The sequence below is a fragment of the Bacillus sp. PK3-037 genome, from assembly GCF_054161355.1.
The window spans coordinates 3,093,693-3,111,329 of the sequence record NZ_CP096408.1; the positions used below are offsets into that span (position 1 = coordinate 3,093,693).

Annotated in this window: 16 protein-coding genes; 6 read left to right on the forward strand and 10 right to left on the reverse strand. The window is 44.1% G+C overall.

Features of this window, described 5'->3' with window-relative positions; translation table 11 throughout:
- Positions 1-14: 14 nt before the first annotated feature.
- The 3 genes from M1D69_RS15950 to M1D69_RS15960 all read right to left on the reverse strand — a co-directional run bounded on the left by M1D69_RS15950 (position 15) and on the right by M1D69_RS15960 (position 2,972).
- Entirely contained in the window at positions 15-1,142 is a 1,128-nt protein-coding gene (locus tag M1D69_RS15950) for an NAD(P)/FAD-dependent oxidoreductase (RefSeq protein ID WP_458105540.1), read from the reverse strand.
- A gap of 99 nt (positions 1,143-1,241) precedes the next feature.
- Entirely contained in the window at positions 1,242-1,841 is a 600-nt protein-coding gene (locus M1D69_RS15955; protein WP_024120737.1) for a 1-acylglycerol-3-phosphate O-acyltransferase, read from the reverse strand.
- Between the two features lie 135 nt (positions 1,842-1,976).
- The gene (locus tag M1D69_RS15960; protein WP_458105539.1) at positions 1,977-2,972 is read right to left on the reverse strand and encodes an aldo/keto reductase; all 996 of its coding nucleotides are present in this window, start codon (positions 2,970-2,972) and stop codon (positions 1,977-1,979) included.
- 196 nt (positions 2,973-3,168) lie between these two features.
- Between M1D69_RS15960 and sigM the strand changes: the two genes are divergently transcribed.
- Genes sigM through M1D69_RS15975 form a run of 3 tightly spaced genes read left to right on the forward strand, consistent with a single transcriptional unit; the run spans position 3,169 to position 5,004 of the window.
- Entirely contained in the window at positions 3,169-3,660 is a 492-nt protein-coding gene (gene sigM / locus M1D69_RS15965) for an RNA polymerase sigma factor SigM (RefSeq protein WP_024120735.1), read from the forward strand.
- Positions 3,650-4,726 carry an anti-sigma factor gene (locus tag M1D69_RS15970; protein WP_458105538.1) on the forward strand — a complete coding sequence of 359 codons (1,077 nt, stop codon included), beginning with the start codon at positions 3,650-3,652 and terminating at the stop codon, positions 4,724-4,726. Before sigM ends, M1D69_RS15970 begins: the two co-directional genes overlap by 11 nt.
- Entirely contained in the window at positions 4,714-5,004 is a 291-nt protein-coding gene (locus tag M1D69_RS15975) for a hypothetical protein (protein ID WP_024120733.1), read from the forward strand. Before M1D69_RS15970 ends, M1D69_RS15975 begins: the two co-directional genes overlap by 13 nt.
- 33 nt (positions 5,005-5,037) lie before the next feature.
- Here the strand turns inward: M1D69_RS15975 and M1D69_RS15980 are convergent, their stop codons facing one another.
- Positions 5,038-5,466 (reverse strand): GNAT family N-acetyltransferase, encoded by a 429-nt coding sequence (locus M1D69_RS15980; protein ID WP_458105537.1) that lies wholly within the window; start codon positions 5,464-5,466, stop codon positions 5,038-5,040.
- Positions 5,467-5,575: 109 nt separating this feature from the next.
- On the opposite strand from M1D69_RS15980, the gene pdxR reads away from it, so the two are divergent.
- Positions 5,576-6,982 (forward strand): MocR-like pyridoxine biosynthesis transcription factor PdxR, encoded by a 1,407-nt coding sequence (pdxR, locus tag M1D69_RS15985; RefSeq protein WP_458105536.1) that lies wholly within the window; start codon positions 5,576-5,578, stop codon positions 6,980-6,982.
- A gap of 37 nt (positions 6,983-7,019) precedes the next feature.
- On the opposite strand, the gene M1D69_RS15990 is transcribed toward pdxR, so the two are convergent.
- The 4 genes from M1D69_RS15990 to citA form a co-directional block, all read right to left on the reverse strand.
- Positions 7,020-8,375, reverse strand: a complete 1,356-nt coding sequence (locus M1D69_RS15990; protein ID WP_458105535.1) for a sodium-dependent transporter — start codon at positions 8,373-8,375, stop codon at positions 7,020-7,022.
- Positions 8,376-8,492: 117 nt separating this feature from the next.
- Positions 8,493-9,890: a branched-chain amino acid transporter BcaP gene (bcaP, locus tag M1D69_RS15995; protein ID WP_458105534.1), complete on the reverse strand. Its 1,398-nt coding sequence runs from the start codon at positions 9,888-9,890 to the stop codon at positions 8,493-8,495.
- Between the two features lie 248 nt (positions 9,891-10,138).
- Positions 10,139-11,008: an SDR family oxidoreductase gene (locus tag M1D69_RS16000; protein ID WP_458105533.1), complete on the reverse strand. Its 870-nt coding sequence runs from the start codon at positions 11,006-11,008 to the stop codon at positions 10,139-10,141.
- Positions 11,009-11,080: 72 nt separating this feature from the next.
- Positions 11,081-12,181: a citrate synthase CitA gene (gene citA, locus M1D69_RS16005; protein ID WP_458105532.1), complete on the reverse strand. Its 1,101-nt coding sequence runs from the start codon at positions 12,179-12,181 to the stop codon at positions 11,081-11,083.
- 108 nt (positions 12,182-12,289) lie between these two features.
- Here citA and citR point away from each other — a divergent pair, with 108 nt between their 5' ends.
- Positions 12,290-13,165: a transcriptional regulator CitR gene (gene citR, locus M1D69_RS16010; RefSeq protein ID WP_458105531.1), complete on the forward strand. Its 876-nt coding sequence runs from the start codon at positions 12,290-12,292 to the stop codon at positions 13,163-13,165.
- Between the two features lie 70 nt (positions 13,166-13,235).
- Here the strand turns inward: citR and M1D69_RS16015 are convergent, their stop codons facing one another.
- Positions 13,236-14,237 (reverse strand): LysM peptidoglycan-binding domain-containing protein, encoded by a 1,002-nt coding sequence (locus M1D69_RS16015; protein ID WP_458105530.1) that lies wholly within the window; start codon positions 14,235-14,237, stop codon positions 13,236-13,238.
- Positions 14,238-14,774: 537 nt separating this feature from the next.
- Between M1D69_RS16015 and M1D69_RS16020 the strand changes: the two genes are divergently transcribed.
- Positions 14,775-16,151 carry an alkaline phosphatase gene (locus M1D69_RS16020; protein WP_458105529.1) on the forward strand — a complete coding sequence of 459 codons (1,377 nt, stop codon included), beginning with the start codon at positions 14,775-14,777 and terminating at the stop codon, positions 16,149-16,151.
- 30 nt (positions 16,152-16,181) lie between these two features.
- On the opposite strand, the gene spoVR is transcribed toward M1D69_RS16020, so the two are convergent.
- Positions 16,182-17,588 carry a stage V sporulation protein SpoVR gene (gene spoVR, locus M1D69_RS16025; RefSeq protein WP_024120723.1) on the reverse strand — a complete coding sequence of 469 codons (1,407 nt, stop codon included), beginning with the start codon at positions 17,586-17,588 and terminating at the stop codon, positions 16,182-16,184.
- Positions 17,589-17,637 lie beyond the last annotated feature (49 nt).

Genomic DNA, 17,637 nt, shown 5'->3' on the forward strand with positions numbered 1-17,637 from the left:
AAAGCAGCAGGCGATCACCGGACTCCTGCTGCTTTTTTTATATCATAATCATCTAAATTGATATCCAAATCCATTTTGAGGGCCATCTTCGCCAACTGCTCCCCCATATAGGGGCCCATTGTTAAACCAGACGATCCAAGACCGTTTGCCACTATGATCCCATTCCAGCCGGGAAGAGATCCGATCACCGGCACATCGCCTGGTGTAAAGGGGCGTAAGCCGACTCTTGCCTCTTGAAAGGTACTGTTCGCTAAGCCGGGAGCCATTTCTAATCCTTTGCTCAGAAGTTCCTGCAGCCCGCCAGCCGTTATCCGTACATCACGTCCGCCTATCTCATCTTCACGTGTCGCCCCGATGGCTATTCTATTGTCATGATAAGCTAAAAGATATTCTTTGGAAGGCGGCATCACTGCAGGCCAGCTGTCGATATGATTTACATTCGGCACCTGCACATACACAATTTGCGCTTTTTGCACACTTACTTTGAAGCGAATTCCCAAAGGCGCTAACAATTGGTCTGCCCAAACACCGGCACAAACAATAACCTCGTCAGAAGAATAGATTTCATGACCGACAGTTACGCCTGTGACATGATTCGAATGATGTCGAAGCGCAGCATCGCCTTTTAAAATGACTGCGCCGTTTCTTTGAGCAGATCTCAATAATGTATCTCTCAGCACTTCTCCATCCACGCGGGCGGCTCCGCTTATATGAACAGAATGGTACCGTTCGGCCAGCAGAGGAAACAAATCAGCGGTTTGGTTTTCATGAAGAAAGGTAATCTCACCCATTTCCCCGGCAGCTTGTTTACGCTCCCGCACACGTTTTTCGATCTTTTCTATCTTTTCTTTATCGTGATGAATACTGAGAGCACCGACTTGAGCATAACCAATGTCCGTCTCGCCTTCTTTTCTAAGTTCTTCTATGAACCGAGGATAAAAGCGCGCTCCGTCCTTTGCCAGCCGGTACCAAGCCTGATCACGGCGAGGAGACAGCCATGGACAGATAATGCCTTTCGCTGCATGGGTGGCCTGGCCCTTATCTTTCCGATCTATAACCAGAACCTCTGCACCCATTTTGGCTAGCTGATATGCTGTTGATGCTCCCAAAATTCCAGCCCCGACTATTATAATTTTTTTCATGATCCGTAACCTTTCCCAATGATCAATACCTCATTTAGTATAGCTAATGGCCGGAAATTATAAACAATCGGGAAATGGGTGAATGCAATGACTGATGAATTAAAGTTGTTCCAGCTTCTTTTCAAGCTCTTTAATGCTGTTATTCAAAGCCTCTGTCATAGCAGCCAGCCTTTCCTTAGACGGAAGATGGGCAAAATCGGCCTGCTGCAAAGGTTTACCGATAATCAGCTTCATTTTTCCTTTTTTGAACAATGCCTTTCCGCTTGAAGGTCCTTTATAAGCGGCCGGAACAAGGGGCGCTTTCCCCATTTGCGCAATTGTCACTGCGCCTCTTTTTAAAGGCACATCCTCAGAGGTTCTTGTTCCGCTTGGGAAGATTCCGACAATTTCTCCTTCTTTCAGCAGCTTAATCGGCGTTTTAATGCTGCTTGGGCCGGGATTTTCCCGGTCTACCGGAAAGGCATGAATTTTCTTCAGAAACGAACCGATCCATTTATTTTGAAAAAGCTCTTTTTTCGCCATATAGTGTATTTGATAAGGAAGAATCCCGACTCCGAGTGTGATCACATCAACCCAGCCAGAGTGTGTACACGCGATGACAAAACCTGAATCGGCCGGAAGGTTTTCTTTGTTATACACCTTCACTCCTCCGCGAAGAGAAAGAATAACTTTTAAAGCATTTGCACAAAACTTATACATATCGCACTTCCTTTGTCGTAATCAATGATTCTTTCTGTTACTTATTATAACAACATTTTTTATTACCTGGTACTAATTTTTAAGATTTCTCTTTTCTTAACGTCAAAAAGCTGAGGAATCATCCTCAGCTTTTTATTATATGCCCTCTCTTGTCGGAGGCGCCATAAATTCCGGTCCGACCGGGTTTGATATCGTATGTTCCAATATGGTATTGATGTCTTTTTTATCTTCACTGCTCAGCGTCCAGCCGGTAATTTCTGATACCGCCTCTATTTGATCAGGTTTTCTAGCCCCCCAAAGAGCGATTCCCGCTCCCGGCTGGTCTAAAATCCATCTGACGGCCAGATGGATCACTGATTTTCCATACCGTGACTTCGCCAGCTCATCTAATTGATTGACAGCAGAAAGATACTCTTTAAATGTTGGCTTCTGGAATTTCGGATCGTGATTTCGGAGATCGTCTCCCTCAAATGAATGATCTTCTGTCATTTTTCCTGTTAACAGCCCTCTGCATAAACTGCCGTACAATAGTGTTGTCATCTGTTTGTCTTTCGCATACGGGAGCACATTCTCTTCAATTTCCCTTTCAAACAGATTGTAAGGAGGCTGGATGGTATGAAGCAGAGCAACAGCCCGAAACGTATCCATTTGTTCAACCGAAAAATTACTGACGCCGATCGCGCGGATTTTCCCGGCATCATATAATTCCTTCATCACTTCTGCGGTTTCCTCTATCGGGACAAGCGGATCAGGCCAGTGCACCTGATATAGATCGATATAATCCGTCTGAAGCCGTTGCAGGGAATCCTCGACCTCCTGTATGATTCTCGCTCTGTTAGCATGGCGGAACAGCTGATTGTTTTTCCAATCCAGCGCCGTTTTAGTGGCAAGAACAACCTGATCTCTTGCCCCATGCTGCTTGATCGCCTTGCCGACAATTTCTTCGGACTGTCCGAAGCCATATGCCGGCGCGGTGTCAATCAGTGTGATCCCTTTATCAAGAGCGGCGCGGATGGTTTCGATCGATGTTTTTTCATCAGTGCCTCCCCACATGGTTCCGCCGATCGCCCATGTGCCGAGTCCAATTCGGGAGGCTTTTATTCCTGTGTCTGAGATACTGGTATATTCCATTGTGCCACTTCTTCACTTTTTCACTATGGTTTCCCTGATGGAAAAAATGTTAAACATTTCTCACCACTATCTTTCAGGGCAAATTTTCGGTACTATAGAGTAATGGTGTTTGATTACGTATTAAAAAGCCGTTTGCATGTAATGTGCAACTTTAAACCTTTCTTATGCGTGTATAACATAGAGGGGAGAAAAGGCAGTGACGATCGATGAAATTTACCAAATGTACATGAATGATGTTTACAGGTTCCTGCTCTCCATGACAAAAGACAAGCATCTTGCCGAAGACTTGCTGCAGGAAACCTTTATGCGGGCATACATACACATTCACTCCTATGATCACAGCAAAGTAAAGCCCTGGCTTTTTCAAGTGGCGCGGAACGCCTTCATTGATTACGTCAGAAAGCATAAGAAAGAAGTAACCATTTCTGATGATTTGATTGGAAGTCTCTTTCAGACTGCTGTTCAGAGCCCTGCCCATCAGGTAGAGATAAAGGAAGTGCTGACTGGTTATATGTCCGAGCTCCCCGATAACTATCGGGAGGCGTTAACACTATATTATTTAAAAGAATTAAATTACAAAGAAGCATCCCATATTATGAATATTTCAGAGGCGAATTTTAAAAGTGTTTTGTTTCGTGCCAGACAGCGGCTGAAAGCACTTTATAATAGAGGTGTTAATGATGAATGAAGAATTTAAAAAGCGTTTTGATCAATATAAAAACGGTGAAATGAGCGATCAGGAAATGACCGCGTTTGAAGAGGAACTTGAGAAGCTCGAAGTGTATCAGGAACTGATTGATAGTGAGCTGCCAGACGATCATGATTGGGATGTCGACATCAGTCCTGAAAAACAAAAAGCCATTCTGGCCTACGGCAAACGGAAGTCTTATTTGCGTATTTCCGCGCTTGCCGTCATTTCGACATTAATGATTTTGCCGCTCTGTACGCTGGGAAGCTACCTCTATTACGGAATGGGAGGAAAAAACAGCACCGGTAATGAATTTATGGAAACTGCCGCAGTCACTGTAGCCCTGACTATGCCAAATGTTCTTGTCGATACTTCTGGACTGAAGAGCCAGGTGAAGCTGTTTGGCATGAATACAGAGTTCCCGCTGCAAAAACAGATTGGCACGAAAACGGCCGCCGTGGGGAATGAACGGGTGGAAATGTTTTATGACAGAGTGAAAGCGCCGGTCGTCAACTACTATGACTTAGAAATCCATAAAGCCGGCCATTACTTTACACACCCATCAAGCGGATCTGAACAAACAACCGCAAAAGCGGAAAAAACATTAAAAACTTTGCCTGAAGGGACTGTTTCCGAGGTCTACCTTTCTTATGACAGGGCATATCCGGCAAAAGAAGTGTATAAAAAATTCAGCGGCTATGATGTAAGCTTTTTGTGGAACGCGGTTGAAACAGAGAACAATACAAAGGATACCCCTTACGCAGAGCCGCTTGGCTACCCAGGAAAAGATTCAAAATTCCTGACTGCGATTCATACAAAAGGCAAGTCAAACGGCGACCAATTTATCGATGCTTTAACTTACATATCGAAGCACGAGAAATGGGCGCAGGTCATCTCAAAACGAAAAGATTTAAAAGTGGATTCCCGCTTGGATTATGTAGAGAAAAATGGTGTTAATGTATACGGCTCAGTCGTTACTGGACCGACCAAGGAAATCCAACGCATGCTGAAAAACAAATCAGTAAAATCAGCAAATGTCGGCGAGGTGGAATTATGGAATTGGTAAGAATTTTTAAAGAACATAATGTATTTGGCTGGATATCTGTCGGAACAGCAATTCTGTCTTTGCTCTTGCTTAATTTGGCGATTATCAGCAATGTGACCTCTTATTCTTATCAAATGCTGCCGTTTGCCATGGCCGCTGTTCCGTTTGGCGTTATCGAGCTTTTCATCAAAAGAGGACGCACGGGTCCCGGCCTGCTCGGCGTTGTGCTTAATCTCTTTGTGATTATCTGTGTGTATACGATCGTATCTGTGGATACCAACTTACAGTTTGGCTTTTAGCAGAAAAGACGCCTGAAACGGCGTCTTTTTTTATTACAGCTGTTTTCTGAATAAGTAGCTTTCAATCGCAAATCCCATTTTATCCGTATAAAATCTGTGGGCGTCTTTGCGCTGAAGGCCTGATGAAAGACTGACAAGAGGATAGCCCGCATCTTTCGCCCAGTTTGCCGCATAATCCAAAAGATGTTTGCCGTACCCTTTAGATCTGTGAGACCCGCTTGTGACAAGATCCGCTATCCATACGTACTCTCCTTTATGAAGCGAGACCCTTGGCAGTGCGCCGCACAGCGCCCTGATCGCTTTATCCTCATATAAGGCAAACAGCATATACGACTCTTCTTGGACACAGTGCTCCAGCCTATGTAAATACGTCTCTTCATCCAGCTCTGTTCTTAATTCGTGCATCACCGGATATGCTTCCATCCATTCTTCTCTAGTCGTTAATTGTTTGATATGAAGCATCTTATCAATCCCCTCTCCATTCGTTACAATGATGATATCCGATTTATGGCATTCACCAAATAGCCAAAACCAGAAAAAATGATCACGTCAGATGCAAAGGAGAGATAAAATGGATATCACGCCGTTTCTGGACAAAACAAGCAAAACACCGCTGTATGAACAGCTTTACACCTATTTCAAACAAGAAATGACACATGCCAGAATCACCAAGGGAATGAGGCTTCCGTCAAAACGCAGGCTCTCCGGCTTGCTCGGTGTCAGCACGGCAACGGTAGAACGCGCCTACGAGCAATTAACCGCTGAAGGATATGTCAAAAGCAAGCCTAAAATCGGCTGGTTTGCGGCAGAAATTGAACCTGAGTTTCCGGCTGCTTCAGTATCATATCAACCGCCTCCTCAATCGGTCACTCATAAAGAAATAGAACCTGTTATTAACTTTCATCAAGGGAATGTCGATCCGATCCACTTTCCCTTTAACGTTTGGCGAAAAAGCATAGTGAAAAGTCTCGATCTGTATTCTGAACAATTTCACACCTCAGGCGATCCTCAAGGAGAACCTGCACTCAGAGAAATGATAGCCCGATTTGTCAGACTGTCACGCGGTGTCAATTGTGAACCCAGCCAGATTATTATCGGAGCAGGCACTACTGTCCTTCTGCAAATTCTTTGCCTTACGCTTCAGCCAGGAACAAAAATCGGCTTTGAAGAACCGGGATTTCATCGTTCAAGACGAATGTTTGAGGCCAATCACATGAACGTGGTTCCCATTCGCACTGATGAAGAAGGAGTCCTGCCGGCTAGCCTTACACACGAGAGCCCGCATCTTGTCTATACGACTCCCTCGCATCAATTCCCCCTCGGGAGCATAATGCCGATCGCCCGAAGACAGGAGCTGTTATCTTGGGCAAAAGAGGCAAACTCATTTATTATTGAGGATGATTATGATGGAGAATTCCGCTACAGCGGGCAGCCCATTCCATCTCTGCAAGGCCTTGACCCGAATGGCAGGGTCATTTATCTCGGCACTTTTTCAAAATCATTGCTCCCTTCCCTGCGGATCAGCTATATGATTCTTCCTGCTGTACTTATTGAACCCGTAAGAAAAAATGCGCTTTTGATGAAACAGACGGTCTCTTCCCATAATCAATTGGCATTGGCAGATTTCATTGAAAACGGCGAATGGCAAAAGCATTTGAACAGGATGAGATCCTTGTATCGAAAAAAACACGTTGTTCTGCTGGAAGCGATACGAACTGAACTGGGAGACAGTGTGGAGGTTCTCGGAAAAAACTCGGGGCTTCACATCCTGCTCCGGCTCATGTTTTCAGCCAGTGAGGATGAAGCGATAAAAGCCGCTGCCCAAAACAGAGTGAATGTCTATCCGGTATCTCCATCGTACAAAAGCCAGCCGCCGTTTGTTTCTGTCTTAATCGGTTATGGAGGGCTTTCTGAAGAGGACATCCGGCTCGGTATCAAAAAGCTGAAAACCGCATGGGAGCCGCTGATGAAATCATAAAAAACAAAAAAACAGGCCCCCAGCGGAGCCTGTTTTTCTAAAAGGATATAATCCCGATTAAATTTAAGAACACAATAATAATAGCCAGCGGCACAACGAAACGGAGCAAATAAAACCATATATAAAAGAATGCTTTCCCGGGATGCGATCCTTGTCTCATTTCTGCCCACAGCTCCTGTTTTGATATTTTCAGCGGAATGAAAATAGAAATTAACAGGGCTCCTAATGGCAGCAGAACATTGCTGACAGTAAAATCGACAACGTCAAAAAACGTCTTATCAAATATGCGCACATCGCTCAGCATGCCATAAGATAAGCAAGATGGGATACCGACTAAGAAGATTAAAAACCCGCTTATCCATGACAGTTTTTTCCTCTTCGTTTCATCGCCTTTGCCGATAATGGCTACAATCATTTCCACCATTGAAAAGGCAGAGGTCAGTGCGGCAAATAAAAATGCGACAAGAAAGCCGATGAAAAACAGGATGCCGAACGGAAGCTGTTCAAAAACGGCCGGAAGCACTGTAAACAGCAAAGTCGGACCTTCATTCGGCTCCAATCCAAAGGAGAAAACCGCAGGAAAAATAGCCAGGCCTGCCAAAAGTGTCACAATGATATTCATGACGACAATGGAGGCGGCAGAACGCGGGATATTTTGCGTTTTCGGCAGATAGGAGCTGTAAGTCACCATGACCGAAACCCCCAGTGTTAACGTAAAGAAAGCCTGTCCCAGCGCAAATAAAACAGACTCCGGCGTCAAATCGCCGAAATGAGGCACAAGCAAAAATTTCACGCCTTCAATCGCATGATCCAGCGTGAGCGACCGAAGAACAAGCAGGACAAACAATATAAACAAAATCGGCATCATTACCGCGCTTACCCGTTCAATCCCTTTTTGAACCCCTCTGGCGACAACCAGCACAGTCAGCACCATAAAGATAAGCTGAGCCGCGAGCGTCTGCACGGGATTTTGAATAACAGAACCAAAAAGTGCTCCGTACTGTTCCTGGGTGAGTCCTGACAGTGAACCTGATGCTGTTTTCACTATATATAGTAAAATCCATCCTCCGATAACACTGTAAAACGATAAAACTAAGAAACAAGCCGCTACGCCGACCCATCCTGTGAGAAACCAAGCTGTTCGCGGCGCTTCTTTTTTATATGCATCAATGGCATTCGTTTGGTTCCGTCTTCCAAAGATAAATTCTCCCACTAAAAGCGGATAGCCCAAGAGAATGGTAAATAGCACAAAAATAAGGAAAAAGGCGCCTCCTCCATTCGTCCCCGCTACATAAGGGAACTTCCAAATCGCGCCTAAGCCGATAGCTGATCCAGCGGCAGCCATGACGAAACCGATTTTTGAAGCCCATTGGACTGGTTTTTGCTCAGACAATGATGTCACTTCCTTTCCAGCCTATATTATCTCTTATTTTCATGCTTATTTCTATATATTCATTTGATGAGAATAGAAAAGAGAGCGGCCAGTGTAAGCCGCTCTCTTCTTTGAGAGTTATTGATTTAATTTTGAATGCTTTCTTGAATATAAGAAATAGATCGCCATGCCAATTAACAGCCACACAAGGAAGCGGACAATCGTCACCCATCCAAGATTAAAAATTAAGAACAGGCAGAAAAGAATTGCTAAGCCCGGGATAACCGGAACCCCCGGACATTTAAAAGCTCTCGGGAGATCAGGCTGTTTCTTTCTCAATACGATAACCGCCACAGAAATCAGCACAAACGCTGACAGCGTACCGATGTTTACCAGCTTGGCAAGCTCATCAAGCGGAACAAGTGAACCGAGAAGCGCCGACATAATGCCGAAAAACCATGTCGCAACATAAGGTGTTTTATGCTTCGGATGAACCTTAGAAAGCGAGCCCGGAACCAGGCCGTCACGAGACATAGCAAACATAACGCGTGTCTGTCCATAAAGCATCACAAGCATAACCGTTGTCATTCCCAAAACCGCGCCGATATCGATAATGCCTGCCACCCAGTTTTGCCCCGCGCTTTGAAGAACGAGAGAAACCGGATGATCGACGCCTGCAAACTGGGCAAACGGAATAACCCCTGTCATGATGGCTGATACAGTCACATATAAAATCGTACAAGCCAATAATGAGAAAATAATTCCTTTCGGCAGATCCTTCCCAGGGTTTTTCGTCTCTTCCGCAGCAGAGGATACAGCGTCAAATCCGATAAAAGCAAAGAAAACGAGCGCCGCTGCGCTGAATACGCCGCCAAAGCCCATTGGCATAAACGGCTGCCAGTTATCCGGCTTCACGTAAACAGCTGCCACCGCAATAAATAAGAGAACGACCAGCACTTTTAAAATCACCATAATGTTGTTGACTCTTTTAGATTCTCTGATGCCTAAATAAAGCAAATACGTAATCGCAAGAACAATGACAAACGCAGGCAGATTAAAAATGGTAAATGTTCCTTTTACAGCCCCCGGAGCAGCCGTTAAGGCAACCGGAAGATGAATGCCAAGCCCGGACAAAAATGATTGAAAATATCCGGACCATCCGACTGAAACGGCACTTACCGCCAGCATATACTCCAAAATTAAATCCCACCCGATAATAAAGGCTAAAAGTTCTCCCATTGTAGCATAGGTAAATGTGTACACGGAACCTGAGACAGGCACACTTGAAGCAAATTCAGCATAAGACAATGCAGCGAATAAACAAGCCAGCGCTGCGACAACAAATGAAACGGTCAGTCCGGGTCCGGCAGTTACCGCCCCTGTTCCCGTCAGTACAAAAATCCCAGTACCAATAATGGCCCCAATCCCAAGCAGTGTTAAGTCAAATGCCCCTAATTCTCTTTTTAAGGATTTTTCCCCATTTGTGGCAGCGATTAAATCTTGTATGCTTTTCTTCCTAAATACGCTTCCTTTCATTCCCCTTCAACTCCTAGCTGATGTTTTCTTTATATTTTATTTGAATTTTCTGAATTCATGAGCGGTAATGGCCGTTTTTCTTTTTTTCTACTATATTTGTACTGGTGATAAATCATTCCTTTCTCCTACTCAATATTATATATAAAAATCCGAAAATGAAAACTAAATTTTTTAAAAATTCGACAAATTTCTGCAGTAACATATTTTCATGCACAAAAAAACCAGCAGATTTGCTGGTTTTTTGTATATTATGTTGAAATAAAACGGCCGCCATTTACATGAATTGTCTGTCCCGTCATATAGGAAGATTCATCAGATGCGAGCAAGACGTACGCACCCGCATGCTCAACCGGCTGTCCCGGTCTGCCCATCGGTGTATCAAGTCCATGCTGTTTCACTTTTTCTTCCGGGAATGTCGCCGGAATCAGCGGTGTCCAAATCGGACCGGGCGCCACCGCATTCACTCTGATGCCTTTATCCGCAAGAGATTTGCTCATTGATCGTGTAAAGGCGACAATTGCACCCTTTGTACTGGAATAGTCAATTAATGCGGTATCCCCTTCATAAGCGGTAATCGAGGTCGTATTAATGATTGCGCTCCCTTCTTTCAAATGAGGCAAAGCTTTCTTTGTCATATGAAACATTGAAAAAATGTTCGTGCGGAAGGTTTTTTCAAGCTGTTCTGTTGAAATATCAAGAATACTGTCCTGCGGGTGCTGTTCAGCTGCGTTGTTAACCAAAATATCCAGCTTCCCAAAATGGTCTACGGTTTGCTGTACAGCCTGTTCACAATGCTTCTCATCTCCGACATCACCCGGAATCAGCAGGCAGCGGACGTTTTCCTGTTCAATCTGTTTTCGCGTTTCCTCGGCGTCAGAATGTTCGTCCAGATAAAGAATAGAGACGTCCGCCCCTTCTTTTGCGTACGCGATTGCTGCCGCTTTCCCGATTCCGCTGTCGCCTCCTGTAATGATCGCGACTTTTCCTTTCAGTTTTCCGCTTCCTTTATAATCACGGTCCTCTGATAAAGGAAGAGGATTCATTTCGGACTCAATACCCGGCTGCCGGTCCTGCCGCTGCGGTTCTTGTCCTTCTGTTTGTCTGTCCATTGGGTTCATATTGATCACTCCTAGACATGATAATACTGATCGTTTACCACATCACAGCAGCGAATAAACCGCAAAATATGTTTATAAAAGTACTTCTTCAGGAATAGCCCCTGTATATTTAGCTGACGGGCGGAAAATCATGTTGTTTTCTGCTTGTTCCAGCACGTGTGCGCACCAGCCTACCATTCGGCTTGCTGAAAACGTCGGTGTAAACAATTCATCATCAAAATCAATTGCCTTCATGACAGCAGCTGCATAAAATTCAACGTTTGTGTACAGCTTGCGGCCCGGTTTGTAGATGTCCAGCAAACGAATCGCTTCTGCCTCTACATGCAGCGCCAGATCCAAATCACGGTCATCGCCTGCAACCTCTTCAGCTTTCTGTCTCAAAGCTTCTGCCCGCGGATCTTTCGTCTTATACACGCGGTGCCCAAATCCCATCAGGCGTTCTCCTTTTTCAAGCTTTGCTGTCAAATACGCTGCAGCATTCGCTTTTTCCCCAATGTCTTCAAGCATTTTCGTCACAGCAGACGGAGCCCCTCCATGAAGCGGGCCTTTCATCGTGCCAAGCGCAGCGGTAATGGCCGATACCAAATCACTCTCTGTAGACAAAGTGACCCGTGCCGAGAAAGTTGATGCGTTCATGCCGTGCTCCATGGCCAGAATCATATATGTTTCAAGCGCTTTCTTTTTTGCTTCTGAAGGCTGTTCACCTGTGAGCATATAATAATAGTTTTCGACATGTCCGTACTGGGAAGATGGCTCAATGGCTTGCTCGCCGCGCGCCCAGCGTTTTCTGTAAGCGATAATGGACGGCGTGATGGCAATCAGCCGAATCGCTTCTTCTATTTTTGGATAAAACGTGTACGTATTTTCCCCTAATGCTGAAACAACCGTTCTCAGTACCGACATGTCGTCCATGTTGTTTGGCAGCGACTGAATCAAACGCCCGATACGGTCAGGCAGGTTTCGCTCCGCAATCAGCTTTTTTTCAAATGTCTGTAATTCATCTGATGCCGGCAGTTTTCCAAATAAAATCAAGTAAGCGGCTTCTTCAAAGCTGTGATGCAGCGCGATGTCTTTTGCATGATGCCCTCTGTAGATAAGCCGGCCTTTTTCGCCGTCAATATGGCTGATTGATGTGTCCACACATGTAATTCCCTTTAATCCGTAATGTACCATTTGTATTCCCCCTATCCTTTTCTGTTATTATAGTAAATATAATATTTAAAAAATATTGAATATTTTAAAGGGAATTAATTAAAAATCTTAATCAGAGGGAGAATGGAAATGGATTTCAAATGGCTTCACACCTTTGTGACTGCAGCGAAATATGAAAACTTCAGAAAAACAGCAGAAACGCTTTTTTTATCTCAGCCCACTGTAACCGTTCATATCAAGCAATTAGAAAAAGAAATCAGCTGCAAACTGTTCGAGCGAAAAGGCAGGCAGATTCAGTTAACCGATGAAGGCAGGGCTTATTTGCCGTTCGCACTGAGGCTGCTTGATGACTATGAAAACAGCATGGCAGAGCTCCACAGAGTGAGACAAGGCTACTCTCAAACCTTACAGCTCGCGGTTTCGCCGCTTATCGCCGATACCGTGCTTCCATCTGTTATGAAACGATACACTTCAATGAATACCGAAACAGAAATTGCAGTGAAAATTTTTGAATCGGCAGAAATCTCGTCTCTGATTAAAGCCGGCGAGGCCGATATCGGACTGAGCTGTTTAAAAGTCCAGTCTTCTTCTTTAACATGCCACTGTTTATATAAGGACCCTGTCGTCCTCGTTGCGCCTCCTGATCAGCGTTTCACATCAGAGGAAGAAATTGATGCCAAAGAGGTGCTTGAGCAATACCTGCTTTTGACCCACAATCATCCTGACTACTGGGACGACTTACTCCGTCAAGTCAGAGTGACTTTTCCATTTGTGAGAACAATGAAAGTCACACAAACCCATATAACGAAACGGTTTATAAAAGAAGGACTTGGCGTTTCGTTCCTCCCCTTATCTACAGTAAAGCGTGAATTAGAGGAAAAACAGATGATCAGAATCCCTTACCATTCTGTGCAGCTGCCCTATGCCGGTGCTTATGCGATCGCCCTTTATGAAAATAAGAAGGAAAAAAAGTTTTTGGACTTTTTATCACATTTTCATTTTTAGATGTAACCAAAACGAAGATGCTCCGTCTAATGAAAAAAACCCGTTCTATGAACGGGTTACTTCGCAAAAATTAGAATCTTTTCGCACCGAGGTAGCGAGGCTTCCAGTAGCTGTTGTTCAGGCTGCTGATTTGTACGCCGTCAGATCCTGCATGAACGAAACTGTTGTTTCCAATGTAAATCCCCATGTGAGAAGGGCCGGATTTATAAGTTGTAAAGAAGACGAAATCACCGACAGACGGGCTGGCAATGCTCTTCATGGAACTCCAGTATCCCGCAGTGCTCGTTCTTGCCACACTTGTTTGTTTGTTTAATACGTACCAAATGAATCCGCTGCAGTCAAAACCGGAAGTTGTTGTTCCGCCCCATTTGTACGGCGTTCCAGTTAGCGCTTTTGCATCAGAAACCAGTTTGCTTACGTTAAGTGATGTAGATGATACTTTGCTGCTTGAACTAGATGAAGGCTTAGAGGAAGTGACAGGTTTAGAACTTGTTCCTTTCACCTTCAATACTTGTCCGACATAGATTAAATCTGATTTTAAGCCGTTAAGACTCTTTATTTTGCTAACCGTTGTGCCGTATTTTTTCGCGATTTTAGATAGACTGTCGCCGCTTACTACTTTGTATGTAGAAGTTGCAGACGTAGACACGCTTGATGAGCCGGAGCTGCTTGAACTGCTTGAGCCCTTCACTTTCAGAACTTGGCCGATACGCAGAAGATCTGATTTTAAGCCGTTCAGTTTTTTCAGTTCATTGATCGTCATGCCGTATTTTTTCGAAATTTTCCAAAGACTGTCGCCGCTCACTACTTTGTATGTGGAAGAAGATGAACTGCTTTTTGAACCTGATGCTGCCGATTTACCGTTAATAGATAAAGTCTGTCCTGCGTAAATAATATCAGAACGAAGCTTGTTTTCTGATTTAATTTTACTTATTGTGGTGCCGTATTTTTTTGAAAGATCCCATAACGTGTCGCCTTTTTTCACCTTGACGCTTTGTGCAGATGCCGCTCCTGCAAATAAGGTCGATCCTAAAACTACTGCTGTTGTAGCTGTAATGATTTGCTTTTTCATGTTATCCTCCCTAAATATGTATATCTATCATTATCTCTTTTTTTTAATTAATCATCTTGTTTTCTATTATAAGGATGGATTCCCAACAGAAATAGTCTTGACTTCACGTGACAAATTTCTTAATTATTCGTTTTCAAAAAAAGTTTTTAAGGGTATTAAATATTTCATTTTCATTTCAAAGGTGACAAAAAACGAGTGCTTTTGTCATGTTTTTTGGGCGGTTTATCAACATTTAGGAAATAATTGAAGAAGGTTTGGGGATTTATGACATAGCTGAAAAATGAGGGACTTATAGGTTTCGATAAAAACTGCGGGCATCCGCAGTTTTTTATTTAAACAACCATATCACGCATAAACCATGAGGTAAAGATTTTTCCGGAAAAATGAATGCTTTGATGAAAGAAAGGCAAGATAACGGACACAGACAATTTATATTCATCACAATTCTTTACTTAATGTTTACAGGATCAATAGCCGCACTTAACAAACATTCCCTATTGTAATAAGCAGAACAAATTAAAGGAGGCCTGCAAAAAAATGAGGCTGTTTCAAAAAATGAAATCAAAATTGCTGCCAGTCGCAGCTGTTTCCGTGCTTACAGCCAGTATATTCGCCGGTGCAGAGCTGCAGCAGACCGAAAAAGCAAGCGCCAAAAAACAAAACAAAGATGAGATCAGAAATGTCATTGTGATGATTGGGGATGGCATGGGTGCATCATACATAAACGCCTACCGTTCCATGAAAAATAACGGTGAAACACCGAATAACCCGAAGTTAACTGAATTTGACCGGAACCTGACAGGCATGATGATGACGCACCCGGATGACCCTGACTATAATATTACAGATTCAGCTGCAGCCGGAACCGCATTGGCGACAGGCGTTAAGACATATAACAATGCAATTGGCGTCGATAAAAACGGAAAAAAAGTAAAATCTGTGCTTGAAGAAGCCAAGCAGCAAGGCAAGTCAACAGGGCTTGTCGCAACGTCTGAAATTAACCACGCCACCCCTGCCGCATACGGCGCCCACAATGAATCCCGGAAAAATATGAACCAAATCGCCAACAGCTATATAGATGATAAAATAAAAGGCAAACAAAAAATTGACGTTTTGCTTGGCGGCGGAAAATCCTACTTTACCCGCAAGGACAGAAATGTAACGAAAGAATTTAAACAAGCGGGCTACAGCTATGTGACGACAAAACAAGCGCTGAAGAAAAATAAAGATCAGCAGGTGCTTGGGCTTTTCGCAGACGGAGGGCTTGATAAAGCGCTCGACCGCGACAGCAAAACCCCATCCCTGAAAGATATGACTGTTTCAGCCATTGACCGGCTGAATCAAAATAAAAAAGGATTTTTCTTGATGGTCGAAGGCAGCCAAATTGACTGGGCCGCTCATGACAATGATACTGTCGGAGCCATGAGCGAGGTTAAGGATTTTGAACAGGCCTATAAAGCCGCTATTGAATTTGCGAAAAAAGATAAACACACGCTTGTGATAGCAGCTGCTGATCATACGACAGGCGGATTTACCATCGGGGCAAACGGCGAAAAAAATTGGCATGCGGAGCCGATCTTGGCCGCGAAAAAAACACCTGAGTTTATGGCCAAAAAAATCAGCGAAGGCAAACCGGTCAAAGATGTGCTCGCCCGCTATACAGATCTGGATTTCACACGTGAGGAAATAAAAAGTATTGAAGCCGCTTCACAGGCTGACAAAAGCAAAGGCGCCTACAAAGCCATCATCAAGATTTTCAACACCCGCTCTAACAGCGGCTGGACCAGTACCGATCACACCGGTGAAGAAGTGCCGGTATACGCGTACGGCCCCGGAAAAGAGAAATTCAGCGGACTGATCAACAATACCGACCAGGCAAAAATCATATTTAATATTTTGAAAACAGGAAAATAAAAAGGATGCAGAACACTGCATCCTTTTTTCTTATAAATACCTGCGGTGAACCCCTTTTCCGTCATACGAAAACATCACTTGCTTATCCTCCAGCACAGATTCGATATGCACGCTTCTTCCCCACAGCTGGTATAAATAAGGAAGCACTTTCTCCAAGTATTTCAAATCCAGTTCTATGCCCTCATACCAATGCTTAATTAAGAGCTCGTTATTTTTCAGATAATCGCCTTCGTTTACTGTCAAATACGGAAATCCTCCGTTTACCCGCATGCTCACAAGCTGGTCGCGGACAGCCTCCCACTCTTTATCGACGATTTTGTAGTCTCTGCCCTGCTTTTGGAACAGGTAAAGATCCTCGCGCATCACTAAATCTTTTGTTAAATAATTGCGGATGAATGAGATATCTGATTCAATCTCTCTGACTTCAAACATTTTCTCCCGGCCTGAGTTCGGCTTGACGCCCATTTTCTTCATTTCCTCAGTCGGATTGTTATACCGTTCCTCAATATCTTCAAAAATCTTCAGTCCCAAATAATAAGGATTGATTCCCGTTTTTGACGGCTGGACAACCCCGGCGTTCAGCTTGGCGAACTCTATCGCTTCATCAGAGGTTAAATCAAGCTCCCGGATAATTCTTTGATGCCAGTATGAAGCCCATCCTTCATTCATAATTTTCGTTTCCAGCTGAGGCCAGAAGTAAAGCATTTCTTCTCTCATCATCGTCAAAATATCACGCTGCCACGGCTCAAGTTCCCTTGAATGCTCTTCAATAAAAAGCAGAATATCTTTCTCGGGCCGCGGCGGGAAAGGTTTTTTTGATTTTTTCAGTTGTTTTCTCGGTTTCTTTCCATCTAAATTCCATAGATCATCGTACGGCGTAGCCATTTCCTCAAACTCTTCTTCCTCATCATCCACACTCCATTGGAGCTTCGGACGCACCAAAGAAGGATCGATATGCTCCTGGATTGAAAGGATCGCGTCTAAAAATGCCTCCACTTCCTTTATTCCGTGAATCCGTTCATAATACTTAATCCGCTCCGCCGTTGCCGCCATGCTTTCCACCATGTCACGCTTCGTGTTTTGGAAGCGGCAGTTGTTTTTGAAAAAGTCACAGTGGGCGAGAACATGGGCGACAATCAATTTATTTTGAATCAGTGAATTGCTGTCCAGCAAAAAGGCGTAGCATGGGTCTGAGTTAATGACAAGCTCATAAATTTTGCTTAATCCAAGGTCATAATGCAGTTTCATTTTATGAAACTGTTTCCCGAAGCTCCAGTGGCTGAATCTTGTCGGCATCCCGTACGCGCCGAATGTATAAATAATTTCAGCCGGGCAGATTTCATATCTCATCGGATAGAAATCAAGGCCGAATCCTTTTGCAACTTCGGTAATTTCCTCAATTGCCCGCTGTAATCCCTTTTTCTCCTCCGCGTTCAACCGAATCCCCCCTACTTGGACTTATCTATAATGTATGAGCCCGCCTCAT

Excerpts from the sequence above, each read along its gene's own strand:
- M1D69_RS15950 (WP_458105540.1), bottom strand. The coding sequence starts at position 1,142 with ATGAAAAAAATTATAATAGTCGGGGCTGGAATTTTGGGAGCATCAACA.
- M1D69_RS15955 (WP_024120737.1), bottom strand. The coding sequence starts at position 1,841 with ATGTATAAGTTTTGTGCAAATGCTTTAAAAGTTATTCTTTCTCTTCGC.
- M1D69_RS15960 (WP_458105539.1), bottom strand. The coding sequence starts at position 2,972 with ATGGAATATACCAGTATCTCAGACACAGGAATAAAAGCCTCCCGAATT.
- M1D69_RS15970 (WP_458105538.1), top strand. The coding sequence starts at position 3,650 with ATGATGAATGAAGAATTTAAAAAGCGTTTTGATCAATATAAAAACGGT.
- M1D69_RS15975 (WP_024120733.1), top strand. The coding sequence starts at position 4,714 with ATGGAATTGGTAAGAATTTTTAAAGAACATAATGTATTTGGCTGGATA.
- M1D69_RS15980 (WP_458105537.1), bottom strand. The coding sequence starts at position 5,466 with ATGCTTCATATCAAACAATTAACGACTAGAGAAGAATGGATGGAAGCA.
- pdxR (WP_458105536.1), top strand. The coding sequence starts at position 5,576 with ATGGATATCACGCCGTTTCTGGACAAAACAAGCAAAACACCGCTGTAT.
- bcaP (WP_458105534.1), bottom strand. The coding sequence starts at position 9,890 with ATGAAAGGAAGCGTATTTAGGAAGAAAAGCATACAAGATTTAATCGCT.
- M1D69_RS16000 (WP_458105533.1), bottom strand. The coding sequence starts at position 11,008 with ATGAACCCAATGGACAGACAAACAGAAGGACAAGAACCGCAGCGGCAG.
- citA (WP_458105532.1), bottom strand. The coding sequence starts at position 12,181 with ATGGTACATTACGGATTAAAGGGAATTACATGTGTGGACACATCAATC.
- citR (WP_458105531.1), top strand. The coding sequence starts at position 12,290 with ATGGATTTCAAATGGCTTCACACCTTTGTGACTGCAGCGAAATATGAA.
- M1D69_RS16015 (WP_458105530.1), bottom strand. The coding sequence starts at position 14,237 with ATGAAAAAGCAAATCATTACAGCTACAACAGCAGTAGTTTTAGGATCG.
- M1D69_RS16020 (WP_458105529.1), top strand. The coding sequence starts at position 14,775 with ATGAGGCTGTTTCAAAAAATGAAATCAAAATTGCTGCCAGTCGCAGCT.